This is a genomic window from Providencia sp. UF-183 (assembly GCF_058246155.1).
In genome coordinates, this window is record NZ_JBSICD010000006.1 from 206,644 (window position 1) to 232,117 (window position 25,474).

Annotated in this window: 25 protein-coding genes, 1 tRNA gene and 1 pseudogene; 13 read left to right on the forward strand and 14 right to left on the reverse strand. The window is 41.8% G+C overall.

Annotation, left to right across the window (positions count from 1 at the left end):
- Positions 1-6 precede the first annotated feature (6 nt).
- From AC4IFT_RS07970 to AC4IFT_RS07990, 5 genes and pseudogenes are all read left to right on the forward strand, one after another.
- Entirely contained in the window at positions 7-156 is a 150-nt protein-coding gene (locus AC4IFT_RS07970) for a hypothetical protein (protein ID WP_490751036.1), read from the forward strand.
- A 170-nt stretch (positions 157-326) separates the two neighbouring features.
- A complete protein-coding gene (locus AC4IFT_RS07975; RefSeq protein ID WP_490751037.1) occupies positions 327-854 on the forward strand; it encodes a hypothetical protein in 528 nt (175 codons plus the stop codon).
- A gap of 14 nt (positions 855-868) precedes the next feature.
- The gene (locus AC4IFT_RS07980) at positions 869-1,420 is read left to right on the forward strand and encodes a hypothetical protein (protein WP_490751038.1); all 552 of its coding nucleotides are present in this window, start codon (positions 869-871) and stop codon (positions 1,418-1,420) included.
- Between the two features lie 726 nt (positions 1,421-2,146).
- Entirely contained in the window at positions 2,147-2,389 is a 243-nt protein-coding gene (locus AC4IFT_RS07985; protein ID WP_490751039.1) for a helix-turn-helix domain-containing protein, read from the forward strand.
- Positions 2,390-2,528: 139 nt separating this feature from the next.
- Positions 2,529-3,737 (forward strand): annotated as a pseudogene (locus AC4IFT_RS07990) (IS256 family transposase).
- Positions 3,738-4,040: 303 nt separating this feature from the next.
- Here AC4IFT_RS07990 and AC4IFT_RS07995 read toward each other — a convergent pair.
- The 8 genes from AC4IFT_RS07995 to aspA all read right to left on the reverse strand — a co-directional run bounded on the left by AC4IFT_RS07995 (position 4,041) and on the right by aspA (position 11,799).
- The gene (locus AC4IFT_RS07995; protein ID WP_336194447.1) at positions 4,041-4,625 is read right to left on the reverse strand and encodes an antirestriction protein ArdA; all 585 of its coding nucleotides are present in this window, start codon (positions 4,623-4,625) and stop codon (positions 4,041-4,043) included.
- A gap of 325 nt (positions 4,626-4,950) precedes the next feature.
- Positions 4,951-5,235 (reverse strand): phage tail tape measure protein, encoded by a 285-nt coding sequence (locus AC4IFT_RS08000; protein ID WP_060560757.1) that lies wholly within the window; start codon positions 5,233-5,235, stop codon positions 4,951-4,953.
- Between the two features lie 250 nt (positions 5,236-5,485).
- On the reverse strand, positions 5,486-6,751 hold the full coding sequence (locus AC4IFT_RS08005) for a tyrosine-type recombinase/integrase (protein ID WP_490751040.1): 1,266 nt from the start codon (positions 6,749-6,751) through the stop codon (positions 5,486-5,488).
- A gap of 195 nt (positions 6,752-6,946) precedes the next feature.
- Positions 6,947-7,022 (reverse strand) — tRNA-Phe (locus AC4IFT_RS08010).
- A gap of 126 nt (positions 7,023-7,148) precedes the next feature.
- The gene (gene dicD / locus AC4IFT_RS08015; protein WP_490736376.1) at positions 7,149-7,721 is read right to left on the reverse strand and encodes a division control transcriptional repressor DicD; all 573 of its coding nucleotides are present in this window, start codon (positions 7,719-7,721) and stop codon (positions 7,149-7,151) included.
- A 228-nt stretch (positions 7,722-7,949) separates the two neighbouring features.
- Positions 7,950-8,243 (reverse strand): helix-turn-helix domain-containing protein, encoded by a 294-nt coding sequence (locus tag AC4IFT_RS08020; protein WP_490736335.1) that lies wholly within the window; start codon positions 8,241-8,243, stop codon positions 7,950-7,952.
- A 664-nt stretch (positions 8,244-8,907) separates the two neighbouring features.
- On the reverse strand, positions 8,908-10,230 hold the full coding sequence (locus AC4IFT_RS08025; protein WP_490736337.1) for an anaerobic C4-dicarboxylate transporter: 1,323 nt from the start codon (positions 10,228-10,230) through the stop codon (positions 8,908-8,910).
- A 144-nt stretch (positions 10,231-10,374) separates the two neighbouring features.
- Entirely contained in the window at positions 10,375-11,799 is a 1,425-nt protein-coding gene (aspA, locus tag AC4IFT_RS08030; protein ID WP_349424391.1) for an aspartate ammonia-lyase, read from the reverse strand.
- A 440-nt stretch (positions 11,800-12,239) separates the two neighbouring features.
- Here aspA and AC4IFT_RS08035 point away from each other — a divergent pair, with 440 nt between their 5' ends.
- The 4 genes from AC4IFT_RS08035 to AC4IFT_RS08050 all read left to right on the forward strand — a co-directional run bounded on the left by AC4IFT_RS08035 (position 12,240) and on the right by AC4IFT_RS08050 (position 15,645).
- Positions 12,240-12,755 (forward strand): FxsA family protein, encoded by a 516-nt coding sequence (locus AC4IFT_RS08035; RefSeq protein WP_490751041.1) that lies wholly within the window; start codon positions 12,240-12,242, stop codon positions 12,753-12,755.
- A 163-nt stretch (positions 12,756-12,918) separates the two neighbouring features.
- Entirely contained in the window at positions 12,919-13,212 is a 294-nt protein-coding gene (locus AC4IFT_RS08040; protein WP_206083465.1) for a co-chaperone GroES, read from the forward strand.
- A 51-nt stretch (positions 13,213-13,263) separates the two neighbouring features.
- The gene (gene groL / locus AC4IFT_RS08045) at positions 13,264-14,907 is read left to right on the forward strand and encodes a chaperonin GroEL (RefSeq protein ID WP_490751042.1); all 1,644 of its coding nucleotides are present in this window, start codon (positions 13,264-13,266) and stop codon (positions 14,905-14,907) included.
- Between the two features lie 393 nt (positions 14,908-15,300).
- Positions 15,301-15,645 carry a DUF4156 domain-containing protein gene (locus AC4IFT_RS08050; RefSeq protein WP_047756639.1) on the forward strand — a complete coding sequence of 115 codons (345 nt, stop codon included), beginning with the start codon at positions 15,301-15,303 and terminating at the stop codon, positions 15,643-15,645.
- Between the two features lie 47 nt (positions 15,646-15,692).
- On the opposite strand, the gene epmB is transcribed toward AC4IFT_RS08050, so the two are convergent.
- On the reverse strand, positions 15,693-16,721 hold the full coding sequence (gene epmB / locus AC4IFT_RS08055) for an EF-P beta-lysylation protein EpmB (RefSeq protein ID WP_490736345.1): 1,029 nt from the start codon (positions 16,719-16,721) through the stop codon (positions 15,693-15,695).
- Between the two features lie 43 nt (positions 16,722-16,764).
- Here epmB and efp point away from each other — a divergent pair, with 43 nt between their 5' ends.
- Positions 16,765-17,331: an elongation factor P gene (gene efp, locus AC4IFT_RS08060; RefSeq protein ID WP_004258667.1), complete on the forward strand. Its 567-nt coding sequence runs from the start codon at positions 16,765-16,767 to the stop codon at positions 17,329-17,331.
- A gap of 78 nt (positions 17,332-17,409) precedes the next feature.
- Here the strand turns inward: efp and AC4IFT_RS08065 are convergent, their stop codons facing one another.
- The 3 genes from AC4IFT_RS08065 to AC4IFT_RS08075 form a co-directional block, all read right to left on the reverse strand.
- Positions 17,410-17,607, reverse strand: a complete 198-nt coding sequence (locus tag AC4IFT_RS08065; protein WP_353242593.1) for a YbdD/YjiX family protein — start codon at positions 17,605-17,607, stop codon at positions 17,410-17,412.
- A gap of 250 nt (positions 17,608-17,857) precedes the next feature.
- Positions 17,858-19,951: a pyruvate/proton symporter CstA gene (gene cstA, locus AC4IFT_RS08070; RefSeq protein ID WP_219244651.1), complete on the reverse strand. Its 2,094-nt coding sequence runs from the start codon at positions 19,949-19,951 to the stop codon at positions 17,858-17,860.
- A 338-nt stretch (positions 19,952-20,289) separates the two neighbouring features.
- Positions 20,290-21,198 (reverse strand): EamA family transporter, encoded by a 909-nt coding sequence (locus AC4IFT_RS08075; RefSeq protein ID WP_353242592.1) that lies wholly within the window; start codon positions 21,196-21,198, stop codon positions 20,290-20,292.
- Positions 21,199-21,465: 267 nt separating this feature from the next.
- Between AC4IFT_RS08075 and sugE the strand changes: the two genes are divergently transcribed.
- Positions 21,466-21,780 carry a quaternary ammonium compound efflux SMR transporter SugE gene (gene sugE / locus AC4IFT_RS08080; RefSeq protein WP_004258648.1) on the forward strand — a complete coding sequence of 105 codons (315 nt, stop codon included), beginning with the start codon at positions 21,466-21,468 and terminating at the stop codon, positions 21,778-21,780.
- Between the two features lie 83 nt (positions 21,781-21,863).
- Here sugE and AC4IFT_RS08085 read toward each other — a convergent pair whose 3' ends face one another.
- On the reverse strand, positions 21,864-22,085 hold the full coding sequence (locus AC4IFT_RS08085) for a helix-turn-helix domain-containing protein (protein WP_490751043.1): 222 nt from the start codon (positions 22,083-22,085) through the stop codon (positions 21,864-21,866).
- 187 nt (positions 22,086-22,272) lie between these two features.
- Between AC4IFT_RS08085 and AC4IFT_RS08090 the strand changes: the two genes are divergently transcribed.
- Together AC4IFT_RS08090 and AC4IFT_RS08095 are read left to right on the forward strand one after the other, a co-directional pair.
- The gene (locus AC4IFT_RS08090; protein WP_490751044.1) at positions 22,273-23,049 is read left to right on the forward strand and encodes a hypothetical protein; all 777 of its coding nucleotides are present in this window, start codon (positions 22,273-22,275) and stop codon (positions 23,047-23,049) included.
- Between the two features lie 57 nt (positions 23,050-23,106).
- Positions 23,107-24,291 carry an MFS transporter gene (locus AC4IFT_RS08095; protein ID WP_490751045.1) on the forward strand — a complete coding sequence of 395 codons (1,185 nt, stop codon included), beginning with the start codon at positions 23,107-23,109 and terminating at the stop codon, positions 24,289-24,291.
- Positions 24,292-24,366: 75 nt separating this feature from the next.
- Here AC4IFT_RS08095 and AC4IFT_RS08100 read toward each other — a convergent pair whose 3' ends face one another.
- Complete coding sequence (locus AC4IFT_RS08100) at positions 24,367-25,470, reverse strand: hypothetical protein (RefSeq protein ID WP_490751046.1); 1,104 nt, start codon at positions 25,468-25,470, stop codon at positions 24,367-24,369.
- Positions 25,471-25,474 lie beyond the last annotated feature (4 nt).

Genomic DNA, 25,474 nt, shown 5'->3' on the forward strand with positions numbered 1-25,474 from the left:
TGCGGAGTGGCAGGCGGGGGTGACGGCGGGGACAGTGGCGTATCGGTTAACACCGGAGCTAGTGGAGCAGGCCGAACCGGCACAGCCATCAGTGGGGCGGTTACCAGCCATTGCGAACCCGGCTCAGAGTATCCATGTGGTCTTGGTGAGCAGTGAGTGTGCGAATGCTCGGGTGAGTGATGCGTGGATGGTGTGTCCGGAGGGCGTCAGCGAGGCCAATGGGGTGGTGAATTTGTGGCAGAGTCAACAGGTGTTGGCGGGCACTTATCGGGTTGGGATTGATACGGTAGTGTGGGGGTTTTAGTGAACATTAAGGGGAACACACAATGAGTTTACGTATAACGAAGCGGCAGTTAGCCTTGGGGGGACTGTCGTTGCTTGCTGTGTTGTCGGCGGCATTGGTGACAGAGGTGGCGCAAGCAGCGGGCGTGGTTGCAGGGACGACCCGGACGGTGACACGGGATTTAGAAGTGCAGGGAACGGCGGAGGCGTCCATTAGTTTTGTGCCCAGCGGTACGCTTTTGGCCGGAGAATATCTCGGCATTGCGAGACAACTTGTCGGCACATATGAGGCTAAAGTGACCGGGGGAACATTGGCAATCCGTTTTAATCCTACTGTTGGACGCATTTATGGAACAGGCTCTCCAGCTTCACGAGTTCTAGTCAATACGAGTGATTCAACAAAGACATTGGCTGTAATAATGGCAGAAGGTAATACAGAAGTTATAAATGGCTGGAAGGTTTTTCGTGAAGGTATCCAGGAATATAAAGGGACTGTAACTACACTCGCAACTCAGACCGTCTCAAGTGGGGTTTACCCCATCGCGATAGATGCTGTGGCTTGGTTATACTGATGGGGGCAGATACCATGATGAAGATAAATAATGGGGGGCGTATGCAAAATATTAAGGCAATCGTAGTTGCGGCAGGGTTGGGCGCTTTGGCCTTGCTGAGTGCAATGCCAAGCTGGGCTGCCGAGTCCAGTTTGGTGGCGACGGCACGGAATAATGTTGTGGTGTACACGACCGGTGTCACAACACTAACGCTTGAGCCGAGCCCATCTATCTTGGCGGGAAAATATAGCACTGAGTTAACTCTTGCCAATTGGAATGCATCGACTACGGTAGGTACCTTAGCATTTAGGTTTAACCCAACAACGATGAAATCACCGGTTGAGTCAACAGTCACTCATGGCATTGCGACCAATAAGACAAACTCAGCCCAGACTATCCCTGTAAAAATAGTCACACATCCAGAGGGGACATGTACTTTTTCAACCTCCTCAACAGAAGGGGGCTGGCGTGTGTGTGATCAAGGGTTAATGACCGCTGTTGGCTCTATCCGACTTCGTGGGATGGGCACGACGCTTTCTCCTGGAACATACCCGCTCTCAATGGATGCTGCAATTTGGGCCTATTAAGTGGTCAGTGGGAGTCTGGGGTATTTTTCTCCCGCCTTTTTATTCGAGAAGTGGGGGCTGTAACCTCTTCCCCCCTTTTCTATTCATGCCTTATTGGGGGGAGGGGATTCGCAATTCATGATAATGAAACACAAAGAGTGTTCACTCAAAAAACGTCTGAGCAGTATGCCTTTGTGATTAAACCTGCTTGATAATATGTTTGCCTAAAATCTGGGGTATACGTTAGTTTTCTCGCGACCAAAGGCATTCAATGCAAAAATTAACACCGAATGTTGCATGATAATCCCTTGTACAACTCTGTAGTCAGTAGAGTCGCTAGAGGATACGGTAGTGCACAGCATAAAATATCAGATTCTTTAGGCGGCAGATATGGGGTGTGCGGTATCTTACCTGCAAGGTTGAAATAAGATTTTAGCGCGGCTTGAAACCAAAAGCTCAGGCGTAAATGGGTTTTTAGCAGGGAGATACCGTGAGATGTTATCAGGCGCGAGCTAAGAGGATGATTTTTGCCTGACAATGCCATTGTGAGGAGGCGATGGTGAAGTTGAAGAAGCGATTTATTGCCTTATTAAAGGTGCTTCAGTGTTGGCTCCTCATTTTTCTTCTCTTGTTGTTCGGGGTAGCCGTCTACGCGGCGTTCGTAAATGCACGTACATGAGGGTAATTAATTCACAGAACAGTACTTTTTAGCCAGTAATATGAACATTTTTGAATGGAGTCACGTTGATGATAGCTAAAAATAGATATGCGGTACTTGCGGGAAAAAAACTTCGGAATTTAAGGCGAAAGGCAGGGTATTCGGTGCTTGAGTTAGCACAATTATCGGGGGGGAGAAGTGCGCAGCAAATACACCGTTATGAACGTGGGATTAATAAAATTGATCTGGATACGTTAGTCTTATGCCTAAATGTACTGAATATTCACGTTGGCGATTTTTTTGAGGCATTAATTTCGGAAGAGGAGTTATAAGCGCTCAAATCGGTGGAGTATATTTGAGGTTATCTCTCCGTATTTTGATCCACGGCAAGCTGTCAGCGAGACTGTCCTAATTTTTGTGTAAGTACCCTTTTTATATTATCTTATTGATTAAACTAAAGAAGGTACTTTAATGGACAAAAATATTATCAAAGCGCTCGCGTCAGAGTTGGCTAAAAATATTAAAAATGAGAAGGATCTCAATGAGTTTTCATCTCTGCTGAAAAAATTCACCATCGAAACTGCATTAAATGCTGAACTTTCTGAACATCTTGGATATGACAAAAATCACCCAACTGTGGCTGACAATTCTCGGAATGGCTTTAGTCAAAAGACGCTCAAAACGGAAAATGGTACCCTATTAATTGAGGTTCCCAGAGATCGTCAATCTTCCTTTGAACCTCAGCTTATCAAAAAGCACTAAACTCGCATGACCCATATAGATGAGCAAATACTCTCCTTGTATGCAAAAGGCATGACCAACCGAGAAATAGTGTCTTTTTTCAAAGAGATGTATGATGCCGATGTTTCCGCATCTTTAATTAGCAAAGTGACAGATGCGGTTATTGACCAAGTCATTGAGTGGCAAAATAGACCTCTCGAATCACTCTATCCGATTGTTTATCTCGATTGTATTGTGGTTAAAGTACGTCAGCATTCAACAGTAATAAATAAATCAGTTTATCTTGCATTAGGCGTTAATCTTGACGGTCAAAAAGAGCTATTGGGATTATGGATTGCCCAAACTGAAGGGGCTAAATTTTGGCTATCCGTAATGACTGAGCTCAAAAACCGAGGTGTACAAGATATTTTAATCACGTGCGTGGATGGTTTAAAAGGCTTTCCCGAAGCGATTGCGTCAGTATTTCCTCATACTAACATCCAACTATGTATTGTGCACATGGTGAGAAATAGCCTACGTTTTGTCAGTTGGAAGGACTATAAAGCAGTCACTTCCGGTTTAAAAACAGTTTATCAATCACCAACAGAAGAATCTGCACTTGCTGCTTTAGATAAATTTGCTGAACAATGGAAACAAAAATACCCGAAAATAGCAGAGTCTTGGCATCAACACTGGCCTAATTTAAGAACCCTGTTTGATTATCCAGCTGATATACGCAAAGCGATTTATACGACAAATGCGATAGAATCATTAAATAGCGTTATTCGCCATACAACGAAAAAAAGGAAAATATTTTCATCAGATGATTCAGTAAAAAAAGTCATTTACTTAACCGTCATGAACGCATCACAAAAGTGGACTATGCCGATACAAAATTGGCGTTCCGCAATGAACTGGTTTATGATCCACTTCGATGGTCGGATCAATGACCACCTGTAAATAACATCTGGGTGACTTACACAAAATTATCTACAGGCTCCGATTTAACACACCTAGTGCAAAACAATAATTAACTATGCTAAAACAGATAGTTAGAGGTAAAATTTAAACCTTATCTAGGACAGCCCCAAATATTATGTGCAGCACATTTATGCCATCTTTACGGATATCCGTAAAGATGGCATAAAGTAGGGTTTAGTTTGATTAACGTTCTAGCTTATGGATTTCATTGGGGTACCATGATATTCTTTATTTCCCGCCTTAAGGGATGAAAGCGGCTTGACTCTCATTCTGTTACCCTATCTACCCACCTATATGATAAACATATCCTCCACTGTGAAAAATCCCCCCTTGTTCAAGGCAAACATCACGCCCATAGCGTTCATAATCAAAATAATGTAATAAGTGACCAAGTTGTGCTAAATCATAACAACCACTTTCTTCTATCCAGTAATAACCTAAATCATATTCATTATTGACTCCCGCTAATTGCTGGAAAGAATCTAAATTATCCGCTAAATGAATTAAATCATGGATTGAATTCGCTGAAGAACCGATTTGAATAGCTGCCTGATAAAGGTCAATTTCATCAGGCGATAACATGGTTAATTGAGTCGCTAACGCATTCAGCTCTTCTAAAAGGCTGTATTCTGAAATTGAGGAAGAAATACCATCAATTGAGGACTCATAGTCCGTCAAGAAATACTCTTCATAGTGAATGCCATCAATACCAATACGGGCTAAACAGTATTCGATCTCTTTTGATGTTGCCGGAAGTTCAAGCCACTCACCAACCAGTTCACCTTCGTTATATTTTCCTAAATTCGTGATAAAAACAGAGATAATCCCCGATTTTAGGCATGGGGAAGCCGTCGCTGTTATACGCATATTCGTGTCCTATTATTGATGTATTGTGATTTAATTAATGGTGATATTTTGATAAAGGGATCTATTTCCCTTTAGAAGATAATATTGATATAAAAAGCCAATCAGCTGAAAAACAGACAACTCGCTTTAAAAATGATTAATGACGTTTTAGAGCAGGATAATGAGTCGCTTTACAATCCCGATAACATGTTATGCTTTCTATCATGATCTCAATTTGCGCGAGTTAAAACGAAAAAAGCCCCTGTCCAATAAACTAGGGTCAGTTCAGACTCACAGACTCCTAAGATATGAAACCCCATCAGGGGCTTCCGTTAACTTATGGCTATCAATCAAACGTGTATTCACACTCGATACATTCATAACGATCAAATACCACGCCATCTAAAGCTGAACCACTCACAGCCCCAGCAGTAGCTCCAGCTACTAAACGTCCAAATAGAGCGCCTACCGCAGCACCAGCAATCGTCCCTACAACAGGAACAGCAGAGCCGATAGACGCTCCAGCTAGTGCGCCTGATACGCCACCAGCAACAGCTCCTGTCTTTTTCCCTATATGACGTTCACGAATACGGGTTGAGTCACATACAGGGCAACAAATGTAATTTTCCATCATGATTTCCTTTTATTTTGATTAAAAAGCAAAAAAGCCCCTGTCCGTGAGGACAGGGGCTTTTAGTGGTGTATAGATATTGAATAAGACGTATTACGATATAGTGATTAATGACTATGCTTTTTGGCGATTAAAATTCCCATGAAGAATATTTCCACCATTTCGCAATGAATCGATATAGTCGGCATACTACCGTAGTATTCGACTCCTCGTATTGAAAATGGATCTCCTATATGACATGGCTAAAGTTTTAGTGACTCATTGGATTATTCAACTTTGCAAAGTCGAATGGCGAAATCGTTTGTTCCCGATTAGCATCCAAGTAATCTGCCCACCACTGCACCATTAATCGGCGTTGATCAATATGTTCTGCCTTATGAATATAAGCAGCCCTCACTGAGTTACGTTCTTGGTGGCTCATTTGACGTTCTACTGCATCTTTCGACCATAAACCTGATTCAACTAATGAACTACACGCCATCGTTCTAAAACCGTGTCCACAAATTTCAGTCTTCGTATCATAGCCCATCACACGTAAGGCTTTATTGACCGTATTTTCGCTCATAGGCTTAAAGGGATTATGAGCGCCCGTTAGGATCAATTCATGTTCACCCGTCCATGTCCAAATCTCTTTCAGTATAGTGATGGCTTGGTGGCTAAGGGGAACTAAATGCGGAGTGCGCATTTTAGCGCCTCTGTATGAGAATTTAACGCCGGGTATAGGCTTTCGCTGAGCAGGAATAGTCCATAAGGCTTTATCGAAGTCAATTTCAGACCAACGCGCATAGCGAAGTTCGCTTGACCTAATAAACACTAATAAATTTAACATCACGGCTAGGCGAGTGACGGGTTGCCCTTTATAAGCATCGATACGGGCAATGAGTTCAGGTAGACGGTCAAGGTTAAGAGCTGGACGATGTTGGCGTTGTACAGTCGTTACAGCCCCTGCGGTATCAATAGCAGGGTTATAACCAATAATACCGGATTGCACCGCATAACGCATAACAGCAGCGATACGTTGCTGTAAACGCGCAGCTATCTCATAAATCTCTTTACTTTCTGCCGCACGGATAGGAATAAGCAGGTCAGGGGTTTTGAGGGTAGTGATATCGCGTAATCCAATATAAGGAAAGACATGCGACTCCAAACTCTTTAAAACCTTTTCACTGTGTGATTCAGACCATTTTTTATTGCTGGCATGCCATTGTCTTGCGATGGTTTCAAAAGAGAGATTAGCATCAGAAGCTGCTTTAGCCACACGTTTTTGTTCGCACGGGTCAATACCGTCAGCAATCAATTTTCTTGCTTCATCACGTTTTAAACGCGCCTCTGATAAAGAGACATCAGGGTATAAACCCAAGGCTAAGGTTTTCTCTTTACCTAAATGGCGGTAGCGTAATCGCCAGTACTTAGAACCATTAGTGTGAACCAATAAGTGCAGACCTGCACCATCGGTTAATTTATAGGATTTCACATCGGGTTTAGCCGCCCGAATTTTAGCGTCAGTCAGTGCCATAGTGAGCTTCCTGAGAGATAAAGTGGGTACAAAATTCTATCGAACTAGTGTATACCCGCAATTGTACCCACGCAATTGGGTTGATGTGGGTAGAATCGAGTAGAATTCAGTTGAGTTGAAACTTTGGGAGAGTGTTGATTTTAGCGGGCTTTACAAACAAAAACAGACGTCGGTTGACGTCTGTTGATAATAAGGTGGTGCCCGGACTCGGAATCGAACCAAGGACACGGGGATTTTCAATCCCCTGCTCTACCGACTGAGCTATCCGGGCAACGGGGCGCATTAAACCGTATTCAGCGGTTTGCGTCAATGAGTTTTTCATAAAAAAACGCATTTTTTTACTGAGTGTTTTCTTTTTCAGCAAAAGGTGGTGGTTTAACGCGCGAATGATGCTTTTTTAGCTTAGCGCACCTTTTTTCCGGCATAACGCAATCGTCAAAATATCTTCAGAAAGGTGTTGTGCTGTTTCAACATCTTGAATGTCACGTTGGACTAACAACCGATTTAAGCACCCTTCGAGTACCAACTCCATTTGATTGGCAACAAGTTCGGAGTCTTCAATATCGAGCTCATCTAATAGCTCTTTGGTGAAGTTGAATGAATTTTCTTTTTGCAAACGACTAAGCTGATGAATTGGGTGCTCTGAATCTGGGTAGTAATTACAGGCAGAGATAAATAAACAGCCTGGGAAACGTCCCTCACTCACTTTCTCTGATAGCTGTTGGTAACGTGCCATTAGCTTCTGATGTGGGCTCAGTGCTTCATCTAGGAGGGTTTGGCGCTGCCAAATTTCAATTTGCTGCCCGTGAAAACGTAGGCAATCATAAACAAGTGCTTCATCATCAGGCCAAAATTGGCGAATAGCCGAAAAATCAGATTCAATTTCACTGAGTAAATTTTCTGTTGATGCGGATAAACCCTGAATTTCTAATTGGTTTAATGCATGGCTTAAAATCGTTTCGCGTTGGATAGGCATTGTGAACTCCATCACCATGAGGTCTATTTTTTTCATCATAGCAATGATCAATGCTGAATTATAGCGGTTTACTTTGCGAGTAAGATATCAATAGGGAAGGTACGTAGCTTGGGGAATTGTCACTTTTTATGAAATAGAATGATATTAAACATGAAATACAGGAGGGGGAATTATCCCCCCTGAACCTAAATTAATGCGCTATTTCAAATTTAGATTGGAGCCTTAGTTAATCAACTTTGCCTCTAGTGCAACATCGATATAATAAAATTGAAAAATTTTCTTCATAAAATCATCGACATCGTGCTTTCTTAGCTCAAGGGCTTGTAAAATATCCAACAAACCTTGTATGGTGATGGCATTTTTACCCCTTTCGTAACGAGAAATTTGCTGTTGGCTAATACTTAACCGTGATGCTAATTGCGCACCTGTTAAACCAACGGCTTTTCTACGGCGTTTTAAATAAGTTCCAATATAAATGGAAACATCGGTATTATCATTTCGTTGAGTACTTAACATTCCTCCTCCAAATAAATTAATGTTGACGAGATAAATTATTTTAATTAATAAATTATTCTATATTTAGCGCTCGTATAACGGGTTTAAAAGAGAACCTGAATGGTTTTCTAATACCTATTAGACAAGGGTGAGTGTCGTATTACCAATATTTATGGCGGATGGATTTGTGATTATTAATAGATGACACCTATTTTCAATACACAATAAAAGAGTATGATTTATTCGGTTTTTGGGGGTATATTTTGGTGTTTCTGGTTTTTTTTGAAGTTGTTGGATTTATATATTTCAATTTTATCATTTTCTGGTTTTATAATTTGCGTTGTTTTTTGGCGATTTTTGCAGGATTACACTGAATTTTAATCAATATATTCATTGATTGTTACACTTATATTGAGGTTATTAATATAAATGTTTCATTAGAAAGATTTGTTTTTTTTATTCACGTTTTATATCTGAATTTGGCATTTTGAATATATATATGATGGCTATGATTTATATATTTACATATTTTATTGAATTGAAATTTAAATTTGCAATGTGAATATTCAATAATATTGAAGAATGTTCTTCTCAGGTTTTATATTGATTATTGGCATTCACGTGACAATAAAAAACCCGTGAACGATTTCACGGGTTTTAGTCTACTCAATCGAATGAATTAGGGCTAGAGTATCATTCCACCGAACAGGAAGCCGAACGTAACGGCTAAGGCGACGGCAATGGTACCTGGGATAAAGAATGGGTGGTTAAAGACAAACTTCCCAATACGTGTAGTACCAGTATCATCCATTTGTACCGCAGCAACCAGTGTTGGGTAAGTTGGCAGAATAAATAGGCCTGAAACCGCAGAGAATGATGCAATCGCTGTCAGTGGGCTAACACCTAAAGCCAACGCCATTGGCATCAATGCTTTTGCTGTTGCTGCTTGTGAATACAGAAGTGCAGAACAGAAGAAGAAGATAACCGCTAGCATCCAAGAATGTTCGTGGATTAAGTCACCCGCAGTGGCTTTGATCCACTCAAGGTTGTGCTGTACGAAAGTGTCACCTAACCAAGCAACACCTAAGATACAGATACATGCACTCATACCTGCTTTAAAGGTACTGGAGTTCAGGATTGCATCGGTATTGACACGGCAAAGGATAGTAATCAACGTTGCGACTGTCAGCATGATGATCAAAATCGCATTGGTGGTGTTCATTAATGGTGTTTCGACAATCCCTAAGCTTGGGCTATTGATGATAGCGTAGCAAACAACGCCGATAACACCGAGTAAGAACAGCAGGACGGAAGATTTAGCACCTGGTTTGATTTCTTTGACTTGGCTACCACGCAGTTCAATTAAGCCTTCTGCTAAACGTTTTTGGTAGATTGGGTCATCAGAAAGTTTAGAGTTGAACGTCCAAGAAATAATAAATGACATCAACATAATCGCAAGGAAGGTTGATGGTAGTAAAATCCCTAGCAGGGTGATGTAGCTAACAGTATTGCCAGCGCCCATCATTGCAGGGTTTTCCATCACTGATGCCATATAGACAACCGCAGCGGAAATAGGTGATGCAGTAATACCAATCTGAGCGGCAACGACGGCGGTTGATAATGGACGGCAAGGTTTAACACCTTGTTCTTTCGCGACCTCTGCGATAACAGGCAGTGTTGCTAAAGAGATATTACCTGTACCAGCAAAAAGTGTTAGAAAGTAAGTCACGATTGGCGCAAGGATGGTGATGTATTTAGGGTTGCGGCGCAGTAATTTTTCTGTTTGGGCAACTAAATAATCTAAACCGCCAGCAATTTGCATTGCAGAGATAGCGGCAATAACAGCCATGATGATGGAGATAACGTCAAATGGAATGGTCCCTGGTTTCACGCCAATTGCAGCGAGTACCAGTACACCAAGGCCACCGGCAAAGCCGATACCTATCCCACCAAGACGGGCCCCCAAAAAAATGGCCAGCAGAACAATAATAAATTCTACGGCTAACATAGTGTTTACTCCTCGACAAAATGAAAATTAAAATTATGAAACTGTTATGTTAATTATTTGTGTGTGCATTAATCAAAAAAGGCACGCTTTCTGATGAGAGGCGTGCCTTTATTTTTAAGTATTATTTATGATAAACATAAATTTTTAGTCATCAAAACGTTTTGCTTTATAAGCTGGGTGTTTTAAGTTCTCAACAGAGAAAATATCGTCCAGCTCAGCTTCAGTCAGTAAACCGCGTTCAAGAACAACTTCGCGTACGCTCTTACCAGTTTCTGCACAGATTTTACCCACGATGTCACCATTATGGTGGCCAATGAATGGGTTCAAGTAAGTGACGATACCGATTGAGTTAAAGACGAACGCTTCACAGATTTCTTTGTTCACAGTAATGCCGCTGATGCATTTTTCTTGCAGGTTACGACATGCGTTGCTCATCAGAGAGATAGATTCGAACATCGCTTGGCCGATTGCAGGTTCCATTACGTTTAACTGTAATTGGCCTGCTTCAGCTGCCATTGTTACACAGATATCGTTACCGATAACTTTGAAACACGCTTGGTTAACCACTTCAGGGATAACTGGGTTAACTTTTGCTGGCATGATAGAAGAACCTGCTTGTAACTCAGGTAAGTTGATTTCTTTCAGACCTGCGCGAGGACCAGAAGACAACAGACGTAAGTCGTTACAGATTTTAGACAGTTTCATTGCCAGACGTTTTAAGCCCGCGTGAACAGTGATGTAAGCACCACAGTCAGAAGTTGCTTCAATTAAGTCTTCCGCAGGAACGCATGGTAAACCAGTGACTTCTGCTAATTTTTTCACTGCCAGTTCTGAATAACCTGGTGCGGTATTCAGGCCTGTACCGATAGCAGTTGCGCCTAAGTTAACTTCGAGCAGTAATTCGATGCTGCGTTTCAGGTTTTTCTCTTCTTCTTTCAGAAGAGTAGCGAAAGCATGGAATTCTTGGCCGACGGTCATTGGAACGGCATCCTGTAACTGGGTACGACCCATTTTCAGAATGTCTTTGTATTCTTCAGCTTTAGCTTCAAAGCCTTTTTTCAGGTATTCAACAGATTCAATTAACTTCAGTACAGAGTTATACACTGCGATACGGAACCCGGTAGGGTATGCATCGTTAGTGGATTGGCTTTTGTTCAGGTGGTCATTTGGGTTTAAGAATTCATACTCACCTTTTTTATGACCCATCAGCTCAAGACCGATGTTAGCAAGGACTTCATTGGTATTCATATTCAGTGATGTGCCCGCACCACCTTGGAATACGTCAACAGGGAACTGGTCCATGCATTTGCCTTCATTTAAAACAACATCACATGCTTTGATGATGGTTTCCGCGATGTTACGTGGAATAGTGTGTTGTTCTTTGTTGGCTAAAGCCGCCGCTTTTTTAACCATAACCATGCCACGAATAAATTCTGGGACATCGTTAATAGTGCGGTCGCTGATATAAAAGTTTTCAATCGCACGCAGAGTATGAACACCATAATAGGCATCGGCTGGAACTTCTTTTTTACCTAACAGGTCTTCTTCGATACGAGTATTGTTTGACATGAGAACCTTCTTAATTAGATTACAGTTACTGTCCGTTTATGCGCTTTTTAAAAATCCATATATCGTAAAAACAAAACTTCACAGGTGATTAATATTGTAAAATAAAACTTTACAAGCGATTAACACCTTCTACTACGTTATCAGCATTATGATCTACTGATTTATGGGTAGATGATATGCCTTTAATGAAACAATGCCTTGAACCTAGATCACTATATAGTTTGATTTATGCAACAGATTTTTCATTGTGTGATATTCGTCACAGATAAGTCTGGTTAATCAAAAAAAATAGTGAGTTGAAAAGCGTTATCTTTGCCCCAATTATTATGGCTATACTAAAGAAAAAAGCGAATATTGATAGTTGTCTCTTAGATGCAGTTCACAAAGGTTTTCCGAGGGGCGTAAAATAGTTGATAGCTTATTGAAATAAAGGAGAACTTGTGCGCTGGTTACCACTAATTCTGATATGTATTCTCGTTTACATTGAATCCGTCATTTTTGTCAGAGTGGCTTCTGAAGTCGGTGTTTTGATGACGCTGATTCTGGTGGTCTTAACATCCTGTTTAGGGGTGTCTTTGGTGAAAAACCAAGGTATGAAAAATGTCCTGCAAATCCAACAGAAATTAGCGTCTGGTGAAAGCCCTGCGGCGGAAATGATCAAAAGTGTTGCGCTCGTTCTAGCGGGCTTTTTGCTCATCGTGCCAGGGTTTTTCACTGACTTTATTGGTTTATTGTTATTACTTCCACCAGTACAAAAACTTATCGTGATGCGACTAATTCCACATATTCGTTTTTACCAACCGGGTGCGGGCTTTAATCAACCAAGAAATGGTGGATACCAAAGCGGTAATACGTTTGATGGGGAATTCCAACGTAAGCAAGACGACCCATCTTTTACCATTGATAATACAGATAAATCAGACTCATCAGATAAAGACGATCGTCCGAAATCGTAAATCCTTTATATTTATAGGGAGATGAAAATGAAAAATTTTTTATCTCCCCCCTTGAAGTCCTAAGGTCTAGCCCCAATCTGCTCAAACATGGTACTAGTTTATTTAAGACATGCTGGTATCGTCCTTTTACCTAGTGTGGACTTTATTTATAGGAGAACTATTAATGAAAATTCGTCCATTGCATGACCGTGTTATCGTTAAACGTAAAGAAGTAGAATCTAAATCTGCGGGTGGCATTGTTCTGACCGGTACTGCGGCAGGCAAATCAACGCGTGGTGAAGTTCTGGCAGTAGGCCAAGGCCGCATCCTCGAAAATGGCGAAATTAAAGCGCTGGATGTGAAAGTTGGCGATATCGTTATTTTTAACGACGGTTATGGCGTGAAAGCTGAAAAAATCGACAATGAAGAAGTGCTGATTATGTCCGAAAGCGACATCCTGGCAATTGTTGAAGCGTAATTTTCACTTAAAACTTCTCAACGAACGAAAAGAATTTGAAGGAAAGAGATAATGGCAGCTAAAGACGTTAAATTTGGTAGTGATGCACGTACGAAAATGCTTCGTGGTGTGAATGTTCTGGCAGACGCAGTTAAAGTAACTTTAGGTCCTAAAGGCCGTAATGTTGTTTTAGACAAATCATTTGGCTCACCAGTTATCACTAAAGACGGTGTTTCTGTTGCACGTGAAATCGAATTAGAAGATAGATTCGAAAACATGGGTGCGCAGATGGTTAAAGAAGTTGCCTCTAAAGCAAACGATGCTGCGGGTGACGGTACAACAACTGCGACAGTTTTAGCACAAGCTATCATCACTGAAGGCTTAAAAGCGGTTGCTGCGGGTATGAACCCAATGGACCTGAAACGTGGTATTGATAAAGCGGTTGTTGCTGCGGTTGAAGAGCTGAAAGCACTGTCTGTTCCATGTTCAGACACCAAAGCGATTGCACAGGTAGGTACTATTTCTGCAAACTCTGACGAAACCGTTGGTCGTTTAATCGCAGAAGCAATGGATAAAGTCGGCAAAGAAGGCGTTATCACTGTTGAAGAAGGTACAGGTCTGGAAGATGAGCTGGATGTGGTTGAAGGTATGCAGTTTGACCGCGGTTACCTGTCTCCTTATTTCATCAACAAACCAGAAACTGGTGCAGTTGAGTTAGAAAACCCATTCATCCTGTTAGTTGACAAAAAAGTTTCTAACATCCGTGAATTACTGCCAGTATTAGAAGGCGTTGCGAAAGCAAGCAAACCACTGCTGATCATCGCTGAAGATGTTGAGGGCGAAGCGCTGGCAACATTAGTTGTTAACACCATGCGTGGTATCGTCAAAGTGGCAGCGGTTAAAGCACCGGGCTTCGGTGACCGTCGTAAAGCAATGCTGCAAGATATCGCAACACTGACTAACGGTACTGTTATCTCTGAAGAGATCGGTATGGAGTTAGAAAAAGCGACATTAGAAGACTTAGGTCAAGCTAAACGTATCGTGATCAACAAAGACACCACGACTATCATTGATGGTATCGGTGAAGAAGAGGCGATCGCAGGCCGTGTTGCTCAAATCCGTCAACAAATCGAAGAATCTTCTTCAGATTACGACCGTGAAAAACTGCAAGAGCGCGTAGCGAAATTAGCTGGCGGTGTTGCGGTCATTAAAGTCGGTGCAGCAACTGAAGTTGAAATGAAAGAAAAACGCGCTCGCGTTGACGATGCTCTGCACGCAACTCGTGCAGCGGTTGAAGAAGGCGTTGTTGCTGGTGGTGGTACTGCGCTGGTTCGCGTTGCAGCGAAACTGGAAGCTCTGACTGGTGAGAACGAAGAACAAAACGTTGGTATCCGTGTTGCTCTGCGTGCGATGGAAGCGCCAATGCGTCAAATCGTTGCTAACGCAGGTGAAGAAGCCTCTGTTGTGGTTAACAACGTTAAAGCGGCTAAAGGTAACGAAGGTTACAACGCAGCAACTGATACTTATGGCGATATGATCGACATGGGTATCTTGGATCCAACTAAAGTTACGCGTTCTGCTCTGCAATTTGCAGCGTCTATCGCAGGCCTGATGATCACCACTGAAGCGATGATCACTGACCTGCCAAAATCAGATGCACCTGACTTAGGTGGCGCTGGTATGGGCGGCATGGGTGGAATGGGCGGTATGATGTAAGCCATTTGGCAAACATCACGCGCCAATCACGATAATTCGTGATATTGCCTGAATAAGACCGGTACGGTGAGTTTATCTCGTCGTGCCGGTTTTTTATTGGAAACAATAAATACCTAGAATGAATGCCTATTTGATGTGATAGGCGATTTATTTTTGCGTCAACGTTGCTTAGCGGGTTATATTTAACGTAAGGTAAGTGGTTTGAATTAGCAAAGAATAGGGCAGGTTCTTGATTAATTTGTGGTAGACTCTATTCGGCTGGTGATGTGCGGCAATTGTGACGCAGTATGCGGATCACCTCCTAGCGATTTATGATAGATTGCTATCAATACCGTATTAGGCTAATAATTTTTCAAACCAGCTGCAAAAACACAATGAAAAATGAGGGAAAACATGCGAATTAAAGTCTTGCTTGGTGCTGCTGCATTACTGCTTTTAGCGGGTTGTTCAACGTCAACTAACTTGACTGCGGCAGGCTCACAAGTTCGTTTTGTTGAGAATCAACCTGGAAGTGATTGCCAACTTCTCGGTCAGGTTGCAGGGACACAAAGCAACTGGTTGAGTGGCGTAAATAATGAATCTAGCTCCATGCGCAGCGCTGCGAATGATTTACGCAATAAAGCGGCTGAAATGGGCGGAAATGTAATTTTCGGCGCGACGAGCCCTAGTGAAACCGTGTTATCTAGCTTTATCCCGCTAGACAGCAAAATGGTTGGCCAAGTCTATAAATGCCCCTAAAATGAATTAGCGACGCCCAAATAACTATTATTTGGGCGTTTTGCTGATTAGCTCTGCCTTAAATTGAGGTCAAGCAGCGTTTTGCTAGGTTCTCCACCAATTTCCCGTGCAAGTTTAGGTACGAGATATCCCGATACCTTACTCAATAATTGTTGTATCAATTGGCGCGCTTCGATATCGCTGACCAAAAAATGGGCAGCACCTTGTACTTTATCCAGTACATGCAAGTAGTAAGGCAGAATCCCTGCGTCAAATAAGGCATTGCTCAAATTCATCAGCGCCGTCACGTTATCATTCACTTGGCGTAGTAAAACGCTTTGATTTAATAATGTCACACCCGCTTTTTTGAGCTTTTGCATTGATCTGGTGAATGCCTCGTCAATCTCATTAGCGTGGTTGATATGCGTGACCATAATGACTTGCAAGCGCGAGCGTGCCAGTCTCTCGCATAATGCATCCGTGATCCGTTCTGGGATGACAACAGGCAAACGCGTATGAATTCTCAACCGGCTGATATGGGGAATATCCTCCAATTGGCTAATCAACCAATCGAGTTCATGGTCTTTTGCCATTAACGGATCACCACCAGAGAAGATGATTTCATTGAGTTCGGTGTGGTTTTTTATATAATCCACAGCCATCAACCAGTTATTTTTATTTCCTTTGTTATCTTCATAAGGAAAATGCCGGCGAAAACAGTAGCGACAGTTCACTGCACAGCCACCTTTAACGAGCAGTAATGCGCGGTTGTGGTATTTATGCAGTAAGCTTGGGATCTCATTATCCTGCTCTTCCAGCGGGTCGGTAGAAAAACCAGGATGTACATCAAACTCAGCTTTTGCAGTTAATACCTGTAATAACAGCGGGTCTAGTGGATCGCCTTTTTTCATTCGTGAGATAAATGGCATAGGGACACGCAATGGAAATAATTGGCGTGCCTCACGGCCTTCTTGCGAAGCAAGATGATTTTCCAAGTTAAGTATTTGCAGCAATTCATCTGGATTAGTGATTGCTTCAGCAAGTTGTTGTATCCAGACTTCTCTGGATGAGGTATTTTGAGTTACAATATCGACCATTTTTTGGCTATGCCATTTTTAGTTTATAAATTAGAGGATCACCATGGCTACTTATAGTACCAATGAATTCCGCTCAGGTCTTAAAATCATGTTAGATGGCGAGCCTTGTGTCGTTTTAGAAAGCGAATTCGTAAAACCGGGTAAAGGTCAAGCGTTCGCACGTGTGCGCATCCGTAAACTGATTTCTAACAAACTGTTGGAAAAAACCTTTAAATCTACTGATTCTGTTGAAGGCGCAGATGTCATGGATATGAACTTAACTTACCTGTACAACGACGGTGAGTTCTGGCATTTCATGAACAACGAAACTTTCGAACAGTTAGCAGCGGATGAAAAAACCGTTGGCGATAACGCGAAATGGTTAGTTGACCAAGCAGAATGTATTTTAACACTGTGGGACGGTCGTCCTATCGCGGTAACTCCACCTAACTTTGTTGAGTTAGAAATTACCGATACTGACCCAGGCCTGAAAGGTGATACCGCAGGTACCGGCGGAAAACCTGCAACACTGAGCACTGGCGCAGTTGTTAAGGTTCCACTGTTTGTTCAGATCGGTGAAGTTATCCGTGTTGATACTCGTTCAGGCGAATACGTTTCACGCGTAAAATAATGGCGTATCCTATACGGGATCGTTAAAAATAAAAAGCCGTGGTCGAGTGCCACGGCTTTTTTTGCCTCTTTTTTAGGCCTAACAGCACTTAAACCCACCTTTTCCGCCATAACGTGCATCTTGGCGTTCTTTAAAAAACTCCTCGTAAGTCATCGGAGTTTGATCGGGGTGAGTCCGCTGCATATGGGCGACGTAGTTGTCATAGTCTGGAACGCCGACCATCATTTTTGCCGCTTGGCCGAGGTATTTTGCGGCTTTTCCTAAGTTTCCAAACATTTTTTTCTCCTTCATATTTCGCGCTACAGCGTTGTTGATTGCGCTCGGCTACCCAAGTCACATACTGTTATGTATGCTCCTAGTTTCTCCTTCATACTTCACGCTGTTGCTGCGTTGGCTTCATTCGCTAACCCTAGTCACATACTGGCGTATGCTCCTAGGGATTATCTTCTTTGCCGCCTTGCTCCAACGTGAATTATTTTGGAGAAAGAGTATATGTCCTAAACAGTGACAAGCTTTTCCGCAAAAATCAATGATGGCGCGTATTGGCCACGATTTCCTCGTAGTTGGCTGGCATTGGCTCGTATGGCACTTCATTCGCGGTTGGTTCGCTTGATTTTAACGCTTTAAGCGCGGTGCGGATGGAGAACAGAGCCAGTAAAACCACAACAATCATAAAGAAAATCGTTAAGCCAGCATCTAAACGGTTATTGAAAATCAACTGTGTGAGCTGAGATTCCGTATATTGTGCTGGAATATTACCGCTATCAATCATCGCTTGGAATTTATTCGCTACAGCTAAGAAACCAACACGGGCATCTTCACTGAAGGTCTTTTCCCAGCCAGCGGTCATGGTACAAATCAGTAACCAAGCCGTTGGGACGAGAGCAACCCATGCGTATTTTTGGCGCTTCATTTTGAACAGTACCACAGCACATAGCATTAACGCCATACCTGCCAGCATTTGGTTTGCGATACCAAACAGCGGCCACAAGGTATTAATACCGCCGAGTGGGTCAACAACGCCTTGGTGAAGGAAATATCCCCACGCGAGCACACACAGCGCAGTTGCAATCAAGTTTGCGGGTAAGGAATCTGTCCGTTTTAGCGATGGGGAAACAACACCCAGTAAGTCTTGCAGCATAAAGCGTGCTGCACGGGTTCCTGCATCAACAGCGGTTAAGATAAACAGGGCTTCAAATAAAATCGCAAAGTGATACCAGAAGGCGACATTCATCAGCCCACCAAGCGCCCCATGCAGAATATAGGCCATCCCAACGGCAAGCGTTGGCGCACCACCGGCACGGGAGATAATACTGGTTTCACCTACTTCGCTGGCAATGGTATTGAGTTGCTCAGGGGTGATTTGGAAGCCCCAACTACTGACTACTTGCGCGGCAGATGCGACCACATCTTCGGTACCTGCTGGTGCTAACATCGCCATTGGGCTGTTCATGGCGAAATAGACACCCGGGTCAATCACACACGCGGCGACTAATGCCATGATGGCAACAAATGACTCCATTAACATGCCACCGTAACCGATGAAGCAAGCTTGATTCTCATTGGCTAACATTTTCGGCGTTGTACCGGAAGAGATCAGTGCGTGGAAGCCAGAAACTGCCCCACAAGCAATCGTAATAAATAAGAATGGGAACAAATCACCTGCCCACACAGGGCCTGTACCATCAATATATTTCGTTAGTGATGGCATTTGCAGGTTCGGATTTAAAATTAAAATACCAATTGCGAGGCCAATAATGGTCCCGATTTTTAAGAATGTCGAAAGGTAGTCACGTGGTGCAAGCAGCAACCAAACGGGTAAAACGGCAGCGACGAAGCCATATCCGACTAACATCCACGTTAATTGCACGCCGGTATAGTCAAAATAGGGTGCCCATGTTTCACTTTCAGCAACCCATCCACCTGAAATAATCGCAAACACAAGGAACACAAGCCCGATAATAGACACTTCACCAATGCGACCTGGGCGAATATAACGGGTATAAATCCCCATAAAAATCGCCAGTGGAATGGTAAAGGCGACCGTGTAGGTTCCCCAAGGGCTGTGAGTTAAGGCTTTTACCACGATCATCGCGAGTACCGCTAAGATGATCACCATGATCATAAAGCAGGCAATTAGCGCCAGCACACCAGCAGTATTGCCCATTTCTTCTTTGACTAACTCGCCAAGCGAACGACCATCACGGCGCGTAGAAACAAACAGCACCATAAAGTCTTGAACGGCGCCTGCTAATACTACCCCAGCAAGTAACCACAGCATACCCGGCAGGTAACCCATTTGCGCAGCAAGCACAGGGCCAACTAAAGGGCCTGCACCTGCAATCGCCGCAAAATGGTGACCAAATAATACTTTTTTATCTGTTGGAACGTAATCTAATCCATCATTATGACGAATTGCGGGAGTCATACGCGTTTCGTCAACTTGCAGAACTTTTTTTGCAATAAATAGCCCGTAATAGCGGTATGCAATCAAGTAAATACACACGGCTGCTACCACAATCCACAGCGCATTAATCTGCTCGCCACGATATAAGGCGATGTAACCGAGTGAAAAAGCACCGAGCAGAGCGAGCGCAATCCAAATAAATTGTTTACCCATAGCCATCCCCATCTGTTCAATGAATGATATTAGTTATTTAAGTAAAACTGAGGAAGATATAGCCATAGTTAAGTGAAAGAAAAAGTAGCTAAAACGAGACACCTAATTGAAATCTGAGATAAATTCGATAATTGCAGTGAATATCACTAATCTAAGATTATTTATTGGATTTTATTTGGTTTTCGACTAGCGAATAGCCAATTGATTGGCTGATTATCTGGGTTCTGGTTTTTAATTAGTATTATATGCTGGAGGGGGAAAAGAAAGTCAGCGGGCGAAAATACGTGAGAGCATTGATTACCGAAAGCGAAAAACCGTCGGTAATCAAATGCATTATCTTAGGCGTGTCTTAAGCGTTGGATGATTTTTTTGCCAAAAAGCGTCGTAATAAGACCGAACATGATCAAAATTAAACCAGCAACTTGTATGCCATTAATGTGCTCACCGAGGAATAATGCGCTGCTGCTTAAACCGAACACGGGCACCAATAATGAAAATGGTGCAACCCGCCATGCTTCATAGCGCCCGAGCAGTACGCCCCACAAGCCATAGCCGACAAACGTGGATAAATACGCCAAATACAAAATCACACCGAATACAGACCAATTAAAGCCAGATAACCCGTCGACAATGGCATCTTCACCTTCAAGGATCCATGAACTAATTAGGAATGGAATAATGGGGATCAATGCGCTCCAGCTCACGAGTGACAAAGCACTGCATTTTTCTGTGCCTTCGTGTTGCATGATAATTCTGTTGGTAATATTCCCACAAGCCCATGATAAACCAGCAATTAATGTGAAGGCTAAACCGAGCATTGGGATATCATCTAATCCGCCCGCAGTTGCGCCATTGGCTAACACGGTCAACCCTGCGATAGCGATAAACATGCCAATAAAATGCGTTGGTTGTAGTGTTTCTTTTAAAATCATGGCCCCAAGCAATAAGGTGAAAAAGGCTTGAGATTGCAAAATAACGGAGGTGATCCCTGCGGGCATACCAACGCGGATAGCGCAGAATAAAAAGGCAAATTGGCCAAAGCTGATGGTCAAGCCGTACAGCAATAATAATTTGAACGGAATTTTAGGCCGCTTGAAAATAAAAATGGCAGGAAAGGCAACAAAAACAAAGCGTAATGCCCCAAGAAGTAATGGGGGAAGCGCGGTTACACCCAGTTTGATAATCACGAAGTTAACGCCCCAAATGATTACCACACAGAGGGCAAGTAATATGTCTTTGAAACTCATTCTATTTTCTCGATGAATAGGCTCGATAAGATTTCCTACTTTACCTTTGCTAGGCGCGCAGTGCGATGACAATGATGCTTATTGGCGAAAAACAGAATAAACAGGTTAAATAAGATTGTTAATTTACGCTTATTTGTTATTTTTCGTTGCTTGAGTCTGTGCTGGCGAATGTTTATAATGAGAGACACATCACACGTATTCAGGACGACCTGAATCACGTCATTCAATTATGGGGACGGCCCCGAGTTATTCATGGGAGCAACGACCATGGCATGGATCGTCCTTTTATTTGCAGGTTTACTCGAAGTGGTTTGGGCTGTAGGGTTAAAATACACTCACGGTTTTACACGCTTAACACCCAGTATTATTACCATTATCGCGATTATCGCCAGTATGGGGTTATTAGCCTATGCAATGCGTGATTTACCTGTCGGAACGGCTTACGCAATCTGGACAGGGATTGGTGCAGTGGGTACAGCAATTGTTGGGATTATTTTCCTTGGTGAATCCGCCAATATGTTCCGCTTATTAAGCCTTGCCTTGATTATCACTGGGTTAATTGGGCTCAAAGTGTCGAGTTAATGATTTAATATAAAAACAGGCGGGTGAGGTAATAAGCCATCCGCCTTTACTGCTTTTTGGATACATCATCAGGCATAAATTTTTTAGTCCTTTTGGTCTCGGTCATGATAGCGAGATGGCCAAATTTCAGCCGGCGTGATACCTAAAAATTCAGCAATAATTCTTTCTCCTTTTGGCCAGCGTCTTGAAAGTGCGTTGTTCAATGTGGATGAATTTAAGCCAACAGAACGTGATATTTCGGAAAGAGAAGATCCCTTTTTCTTTATTGCCGCAATGATATCAGCAGGGTGCCAATCTTTTTTCATAATATCTCCAGTGTTATTAGTTGAATAATGCTTGGTAGTTTTAAGAATAATATTACTGTATTTTTTATTTTCTTTTTTTAATACTATTATTAAATTATACTTTGAATGTTTTTTATTCTGTGATAGTGATATATATCCTTGGTTATTATTTTTTTATTAACATTTAATTATATTAAAAGGAATTATTATGGATGTTAAGAGTGAACTCTTGGAAAAAACATGTTCAGGTTTAAAAAATACTTTTTCTAATTATTTTGATTGGAATGATATTGACTTGTCTTTTTCAAAAGTAGATATTTTAAATAGGCAGGTTTATACTGCATCGAGTAATTATGATTGGGTTTTGATGTATTGGGATGCGGATTTGGATAAAGTGATTGGTGAGCGGCTATCGACAGGGATACAGTATTGGAGTAACTACTCAAAAGAATATATGAACACCTTATTAAGAACAGATAAGTGTAAACTAAAAGTGGATTTTTGTGCTAAATATGGAAGTGTATATGAAATTACGTCAATTAATTCTAAACGAAAGTTATCGATAAAAGATATAATGGCAATATATAAATGCCGACCTATTATTTCTGATTATACTCACGGAGTATGGAAACAAAGTGATGAAAATTATTTACCATTAAGAAGTCGTTTAGATATACCAATAGAAGGTAAGAACAATATTAATGACTTAGAAAGTGAAATTTTAGATATTCACCAGTATATGCGTTTTGGAAATATTCGCTTTACTCGAAAAGAAATTATTACAATAAGAATGCTGCTATCTCATTGTAAAGTAAAAGAAATTAGCTATGTGCAGGGATGTTCAGAGGTGTGTGAACACAAACGAATTCAAAGGATTAAAGAGAAACTTTCTTGCCCTCATGCTTCTTCAAGTGGCTTATTTAGTGCATTAAAAGAAAATGGAATTACACTCGCCTGCTTAGAAAATTTAGTCAATTATCCTTAATTTTCAATGTATAAGATAGCTGATGTATGAAATCTTAGGGATGATAAGGATAAAAAGATGAAATGGAAATTCAGGTTTGGTGCCGTCGCAGGTAATGCACTCGAATACTATGATATTGCTGTTTTTGCTGCAATATCAACTTATTTGAGCGCTGAGCTAACAAAGTTAGGTTATGAGCAAGCGACAGAAATGGTTTGGGGGATATTTGCACTGCGTTTTTTAATACGGCCTTTAGGCGGATATATTATAGGGCGCTATGCAGATACGGTTGGGAAAAAACCTGCCTTAATATTAACAAGCTTAATTACAGGCATTGCAACATTAATGATGGCTATATTACCTATTGAACTATTAGGTAACTATACACCAGTTGCTATATTAATATTACAACTCGCTTTGTCATTTAGTTTTGCAGGGGAGTATCCGTCTTTAATTACCTACTTATTTAAAGATGCACATATTAGAGAGCAAGCAAGAGTTTCGTCTATTATTGTCGGTAGTTCTTTGCTTGGTGTTATTGCTTCTTTAGGCATTATTTTGGTGTTAAAAAATACGCTGAATGAAGATATGATGCAATCAATAGGTTGGCGAATTCCCTTATTCATAGGGGTTGCAAATATCTTAATGAGTTTTTGGTTTAGGTTTAATCTTCCAAATTATCAAGTGATTTCTAAAGATAAACAATCAATTAATTGGAAGAATGTGTTTTGGGTGTTTTTATTCACAATTCCTGGAACTGTTACATTTTATTCTCAAAACCTATCAACATCATTGATAATAGAGCAATTAAAGATTGAAGAAATAAAAAACTATTACGCAATTTTATCGTCAAGTTTACTTTTACTCCTCATGTTAATATGTGGTTGGCTAACGGATAAATACAGCTCAGCTAAGCAGGTTTTTAATATTGGCGTCATATTAATGGTTTTCTGTTCTGCACCGCTTTATCTCATATTGCAAACGAATAACTTATTACTCGTACTAATAGCTCAACTACTAATGTCTGTTTATTCAGCAATGATATTGTGTAATTTATCAGCAGTGCTCATCAGTAAGTCAAATGGGCAGGCGGCAATTTTAGGCATTGGTTATAATGGCGCTTCAGCTTCTCTTGGAGGGATCACGCCTTTAATTGTCAGTTACCTTAGCCAATATCACTTAGCTTACGTTGGGGCATTTATCGCTGTTTGTGGGTTATCGTATTTTATTTCCTATTTACTACCAAAGCACGCTCATACTTAGCTTTTTCTCCATTCATCCCCTCGTTCAATGAGCTGAATGAGGGGATGCGCACTATTTTTTAGAGTAACAAAACCGCTACAAGACCCATGCAGTTCGGGCACCGACTGTGGTACTTTTATGCAATCGAGTATGGCTAAGGCAAAATGCATCAATGCCTGCGCTATGTTGTGAATACCACGCACCACCGCGCATTAAGGCACGTTCACCATAGTTACGCAGGTAGATTTGATCATCTGATTGTTTAATTTTGTAAGGGGCGAGACCCAATATCTTCAATAAAGTCGGAATTTGTTCACCCTCGGTCGTTCCAACCAATCGAAACGGGCTATCTAACAGGCCCAGTGGGTAGCCTGAATCCGTTGGCTCACCATTAAAATGATGGATCTGTGTCGAGATTATCGGGGTGCCAGCATTGCCATCAAGTTTGGCTATTGGTGAATCATATTTTGCACTTGATGGGCTATTAGGGGGGATTAACTCACCACTACTCATATCAATAGCTCGCCAATCTAACAATGCGTCATCAAGATGAATAGCGGCATCATTATTTTTTATGATTTGAATTTCTCCCGCGACTAGGCGTGCACCTGTTTGCCACTCCCAAAGGTTACCGACCAAATCGCTTATCCCTGAAAGTTGGTGATTATGGTACCAGCTTTCCCATTGTGCATTAGTTGGGGTTGTCGGGGTGCCTTGCAAACCGCCAGTCGCTAGCCCGTCAATTCGTGGAATAAATTCATCATGGTTAAAATAATTACGGCCGTAATCCGTATTGCCATGAATAAGGTTATTGTGTTGATTAGTTAAGGCTGAGATGGCACTCCACTCTGCGTTAGTACTGATATGGCAGCCTTTACCTGATTGTTGCGCTAATGATTGAAATTGCGCTAAATCTAAATTGCATGCGGGTGATTGGTTGGGTTGGCTAACTAATTCATCATCTCGCAAACTTGCGCTGTAACAGGCGTAGAAAAAGGCATCAATAGGGCGCTCATGAATGATAAAAGCTGGATGGATACCAGTGCCTAAAGAGGGGGAAATGTCTTGTAAATCAAACTTGGGTACGATGAAGACATAGTTCGGCTGGCCTTTAGGGCTGTAAATAATGGTTCGTTGCCCATGGCTTTGTTTTTCAACTTGGGTTCGTAGTGGATCAGGGGAATAAATTGTGGTCATCATAAGC

Bases quoted from the DNA above. Each gene is read 5' to 3' on its own strand.
- AC4IFT_RS07975 (WP_490751037.1), top strand. From the start codon at position 327: ATGAGTTTACGTATAACGAAGCGGCAGTTAGCCTTGGGGGGACTGTCG.
- AC4IFT_RS07980 (WP_490751038.1), top strand. From the start codon at position 869: ATGATGAAGATAAATAATGGGGGGCGTATGCAAAATATTAAGGCAATC.
- AC4IFT_RS07985 (WP_490751039.1), top strand. From the start codon at position 2,147: ATGATAGCTAAAAATAGATATGCGGTACTTGCGGGAAAAAAACTTCGG.
- AC4IFT_RS07995 (WP_336194447.1), bottom strand. From the start codon at position 4,625: ATGCGTATAACAGCGACGGCTTCCCCATGCCTAAAATCGGGGATTATC.
- AC4IFT_RS08000 (WP_060560757.1), bottom strand. From the start codon at position 5,235: ATGGAAAATTACATTTGTTGCCCTGTATGTGACTCAACCCGTATTCGT.
- AC4IFT_RS08005 (WP_490751040.1), bottom strand. From the start codon at position 6,751: ATGGCACTGACTGACGCTAAAATTCGGGCGGCTAAACCCGATGTGAAA.
- AC4IFT_RS08020 (WP_490736335.1), bottom strand. From the start codon at position 8,243: ATGTTAAGTACTCAACGAAATGATAATACCGATGTTTCCATTTATATT.
- AC4IFT_RS08025 (WP_490736337.1), bottom strand. From the start codon at position 10,230: ATGTTAGCCGTAGAATTTATTATTGTTCTGCTGGCCATTTTTTTGGGG.
- aspA (WP_349424391.1), bottom strand. From the start codon at position 11,799: ATGTCAAACAATACTCGTATCGAAGAAGACCTGTTAGGTAAAAAAGAA.
- AC4IFT_RS08040 (WP_206083465.1), top strand. From the start codon at position 12,919: ATGAAAATTCGTCCATTGCATGACCGTGTTATCGTTAAACGTAAAGAA.
- groL (WP_490751042.1), top strand. From the start codon at position 13,264: ATGGCAGCTAAAGACGTTAAATTTGGTAGTGATGCACGTACGAAAATG.
- AC4IFT_RS08050 (WP_047756639.1), top strand. From the start codon at position 15,301: ATGCGAATTAAAGTCTTGCTTGGTGCTGCTGCATTACTGCTTTTAGCG.
- epmB (WP_490736345.1), bottom strand. From the start codon at position 16,721: ATGGTCGATATTGTAACTCAAAATACCTCATCCAGAGAAGTCTGGATA.
- efp (WP_004258667.1), top strand. From the start codon at position 16,765: ATGGCTACTTATAGTACCAATGAATTCCGCTCAGGTCTTAAAATCATG.
- AC4IFT_RS08065 (WP_353242593.1), bottom strand. From the start codon at position 17,607: ATGTTTGGAAACTTAGGAAAAGCCGCAAAATACCTCGGCCAAGCGGCA.
- cstA (WP_219244651.1), bottom strand. From the start codon at position 19,951: ATGGGTAAACAATTTATTTGGATTGCGCTCGCTCTGCTCGGTGCTTTT.
- AC4IFT_RS08075 (WP_353242592.1), bottom strand. From the start codon at position 21,198: ATGAGTTTCAAAGACATATTACTTGCCCTCTGTGTGGTAATCATTTGG.
- sugE (WP_004258648.1), top strand. From the start codon at position 21,466: ATGGCATGGATCGTCCTTTTATTTGCAGGTTTACTCGAAGTGGTTTGG.
- AC4IFT_RS08085 (WP_490751043.1), bottom strand. From the start codon at position 22,085: ATGAAAAAAGATTGGCACCCTGCTGATATCATTGCGGCAATAAAGAAA.
- AC4IFT_RS08090 (WP_490751044.1), top strand. From the start codon at position 22,273: ATGGATGTTAAGAGTGAACTCTTGGAAAAAACATGTTCAGGTTTAAAA.
- AC4IFT_RS08095 (WP_490751045.1), top strand. From the start codon at position 23,107: ATGAAATGGAAATTCAGGTTTGGTGCCGTCGCAGGTAATGCACTCGAA.
- AC4IFT_RS08100 (WP_490751046.1), bottom strand. From the start codon at position 25,470: ATGATGACCACAATTTATTCCCCTGATCCACTACGAACCCAAGTTGAA.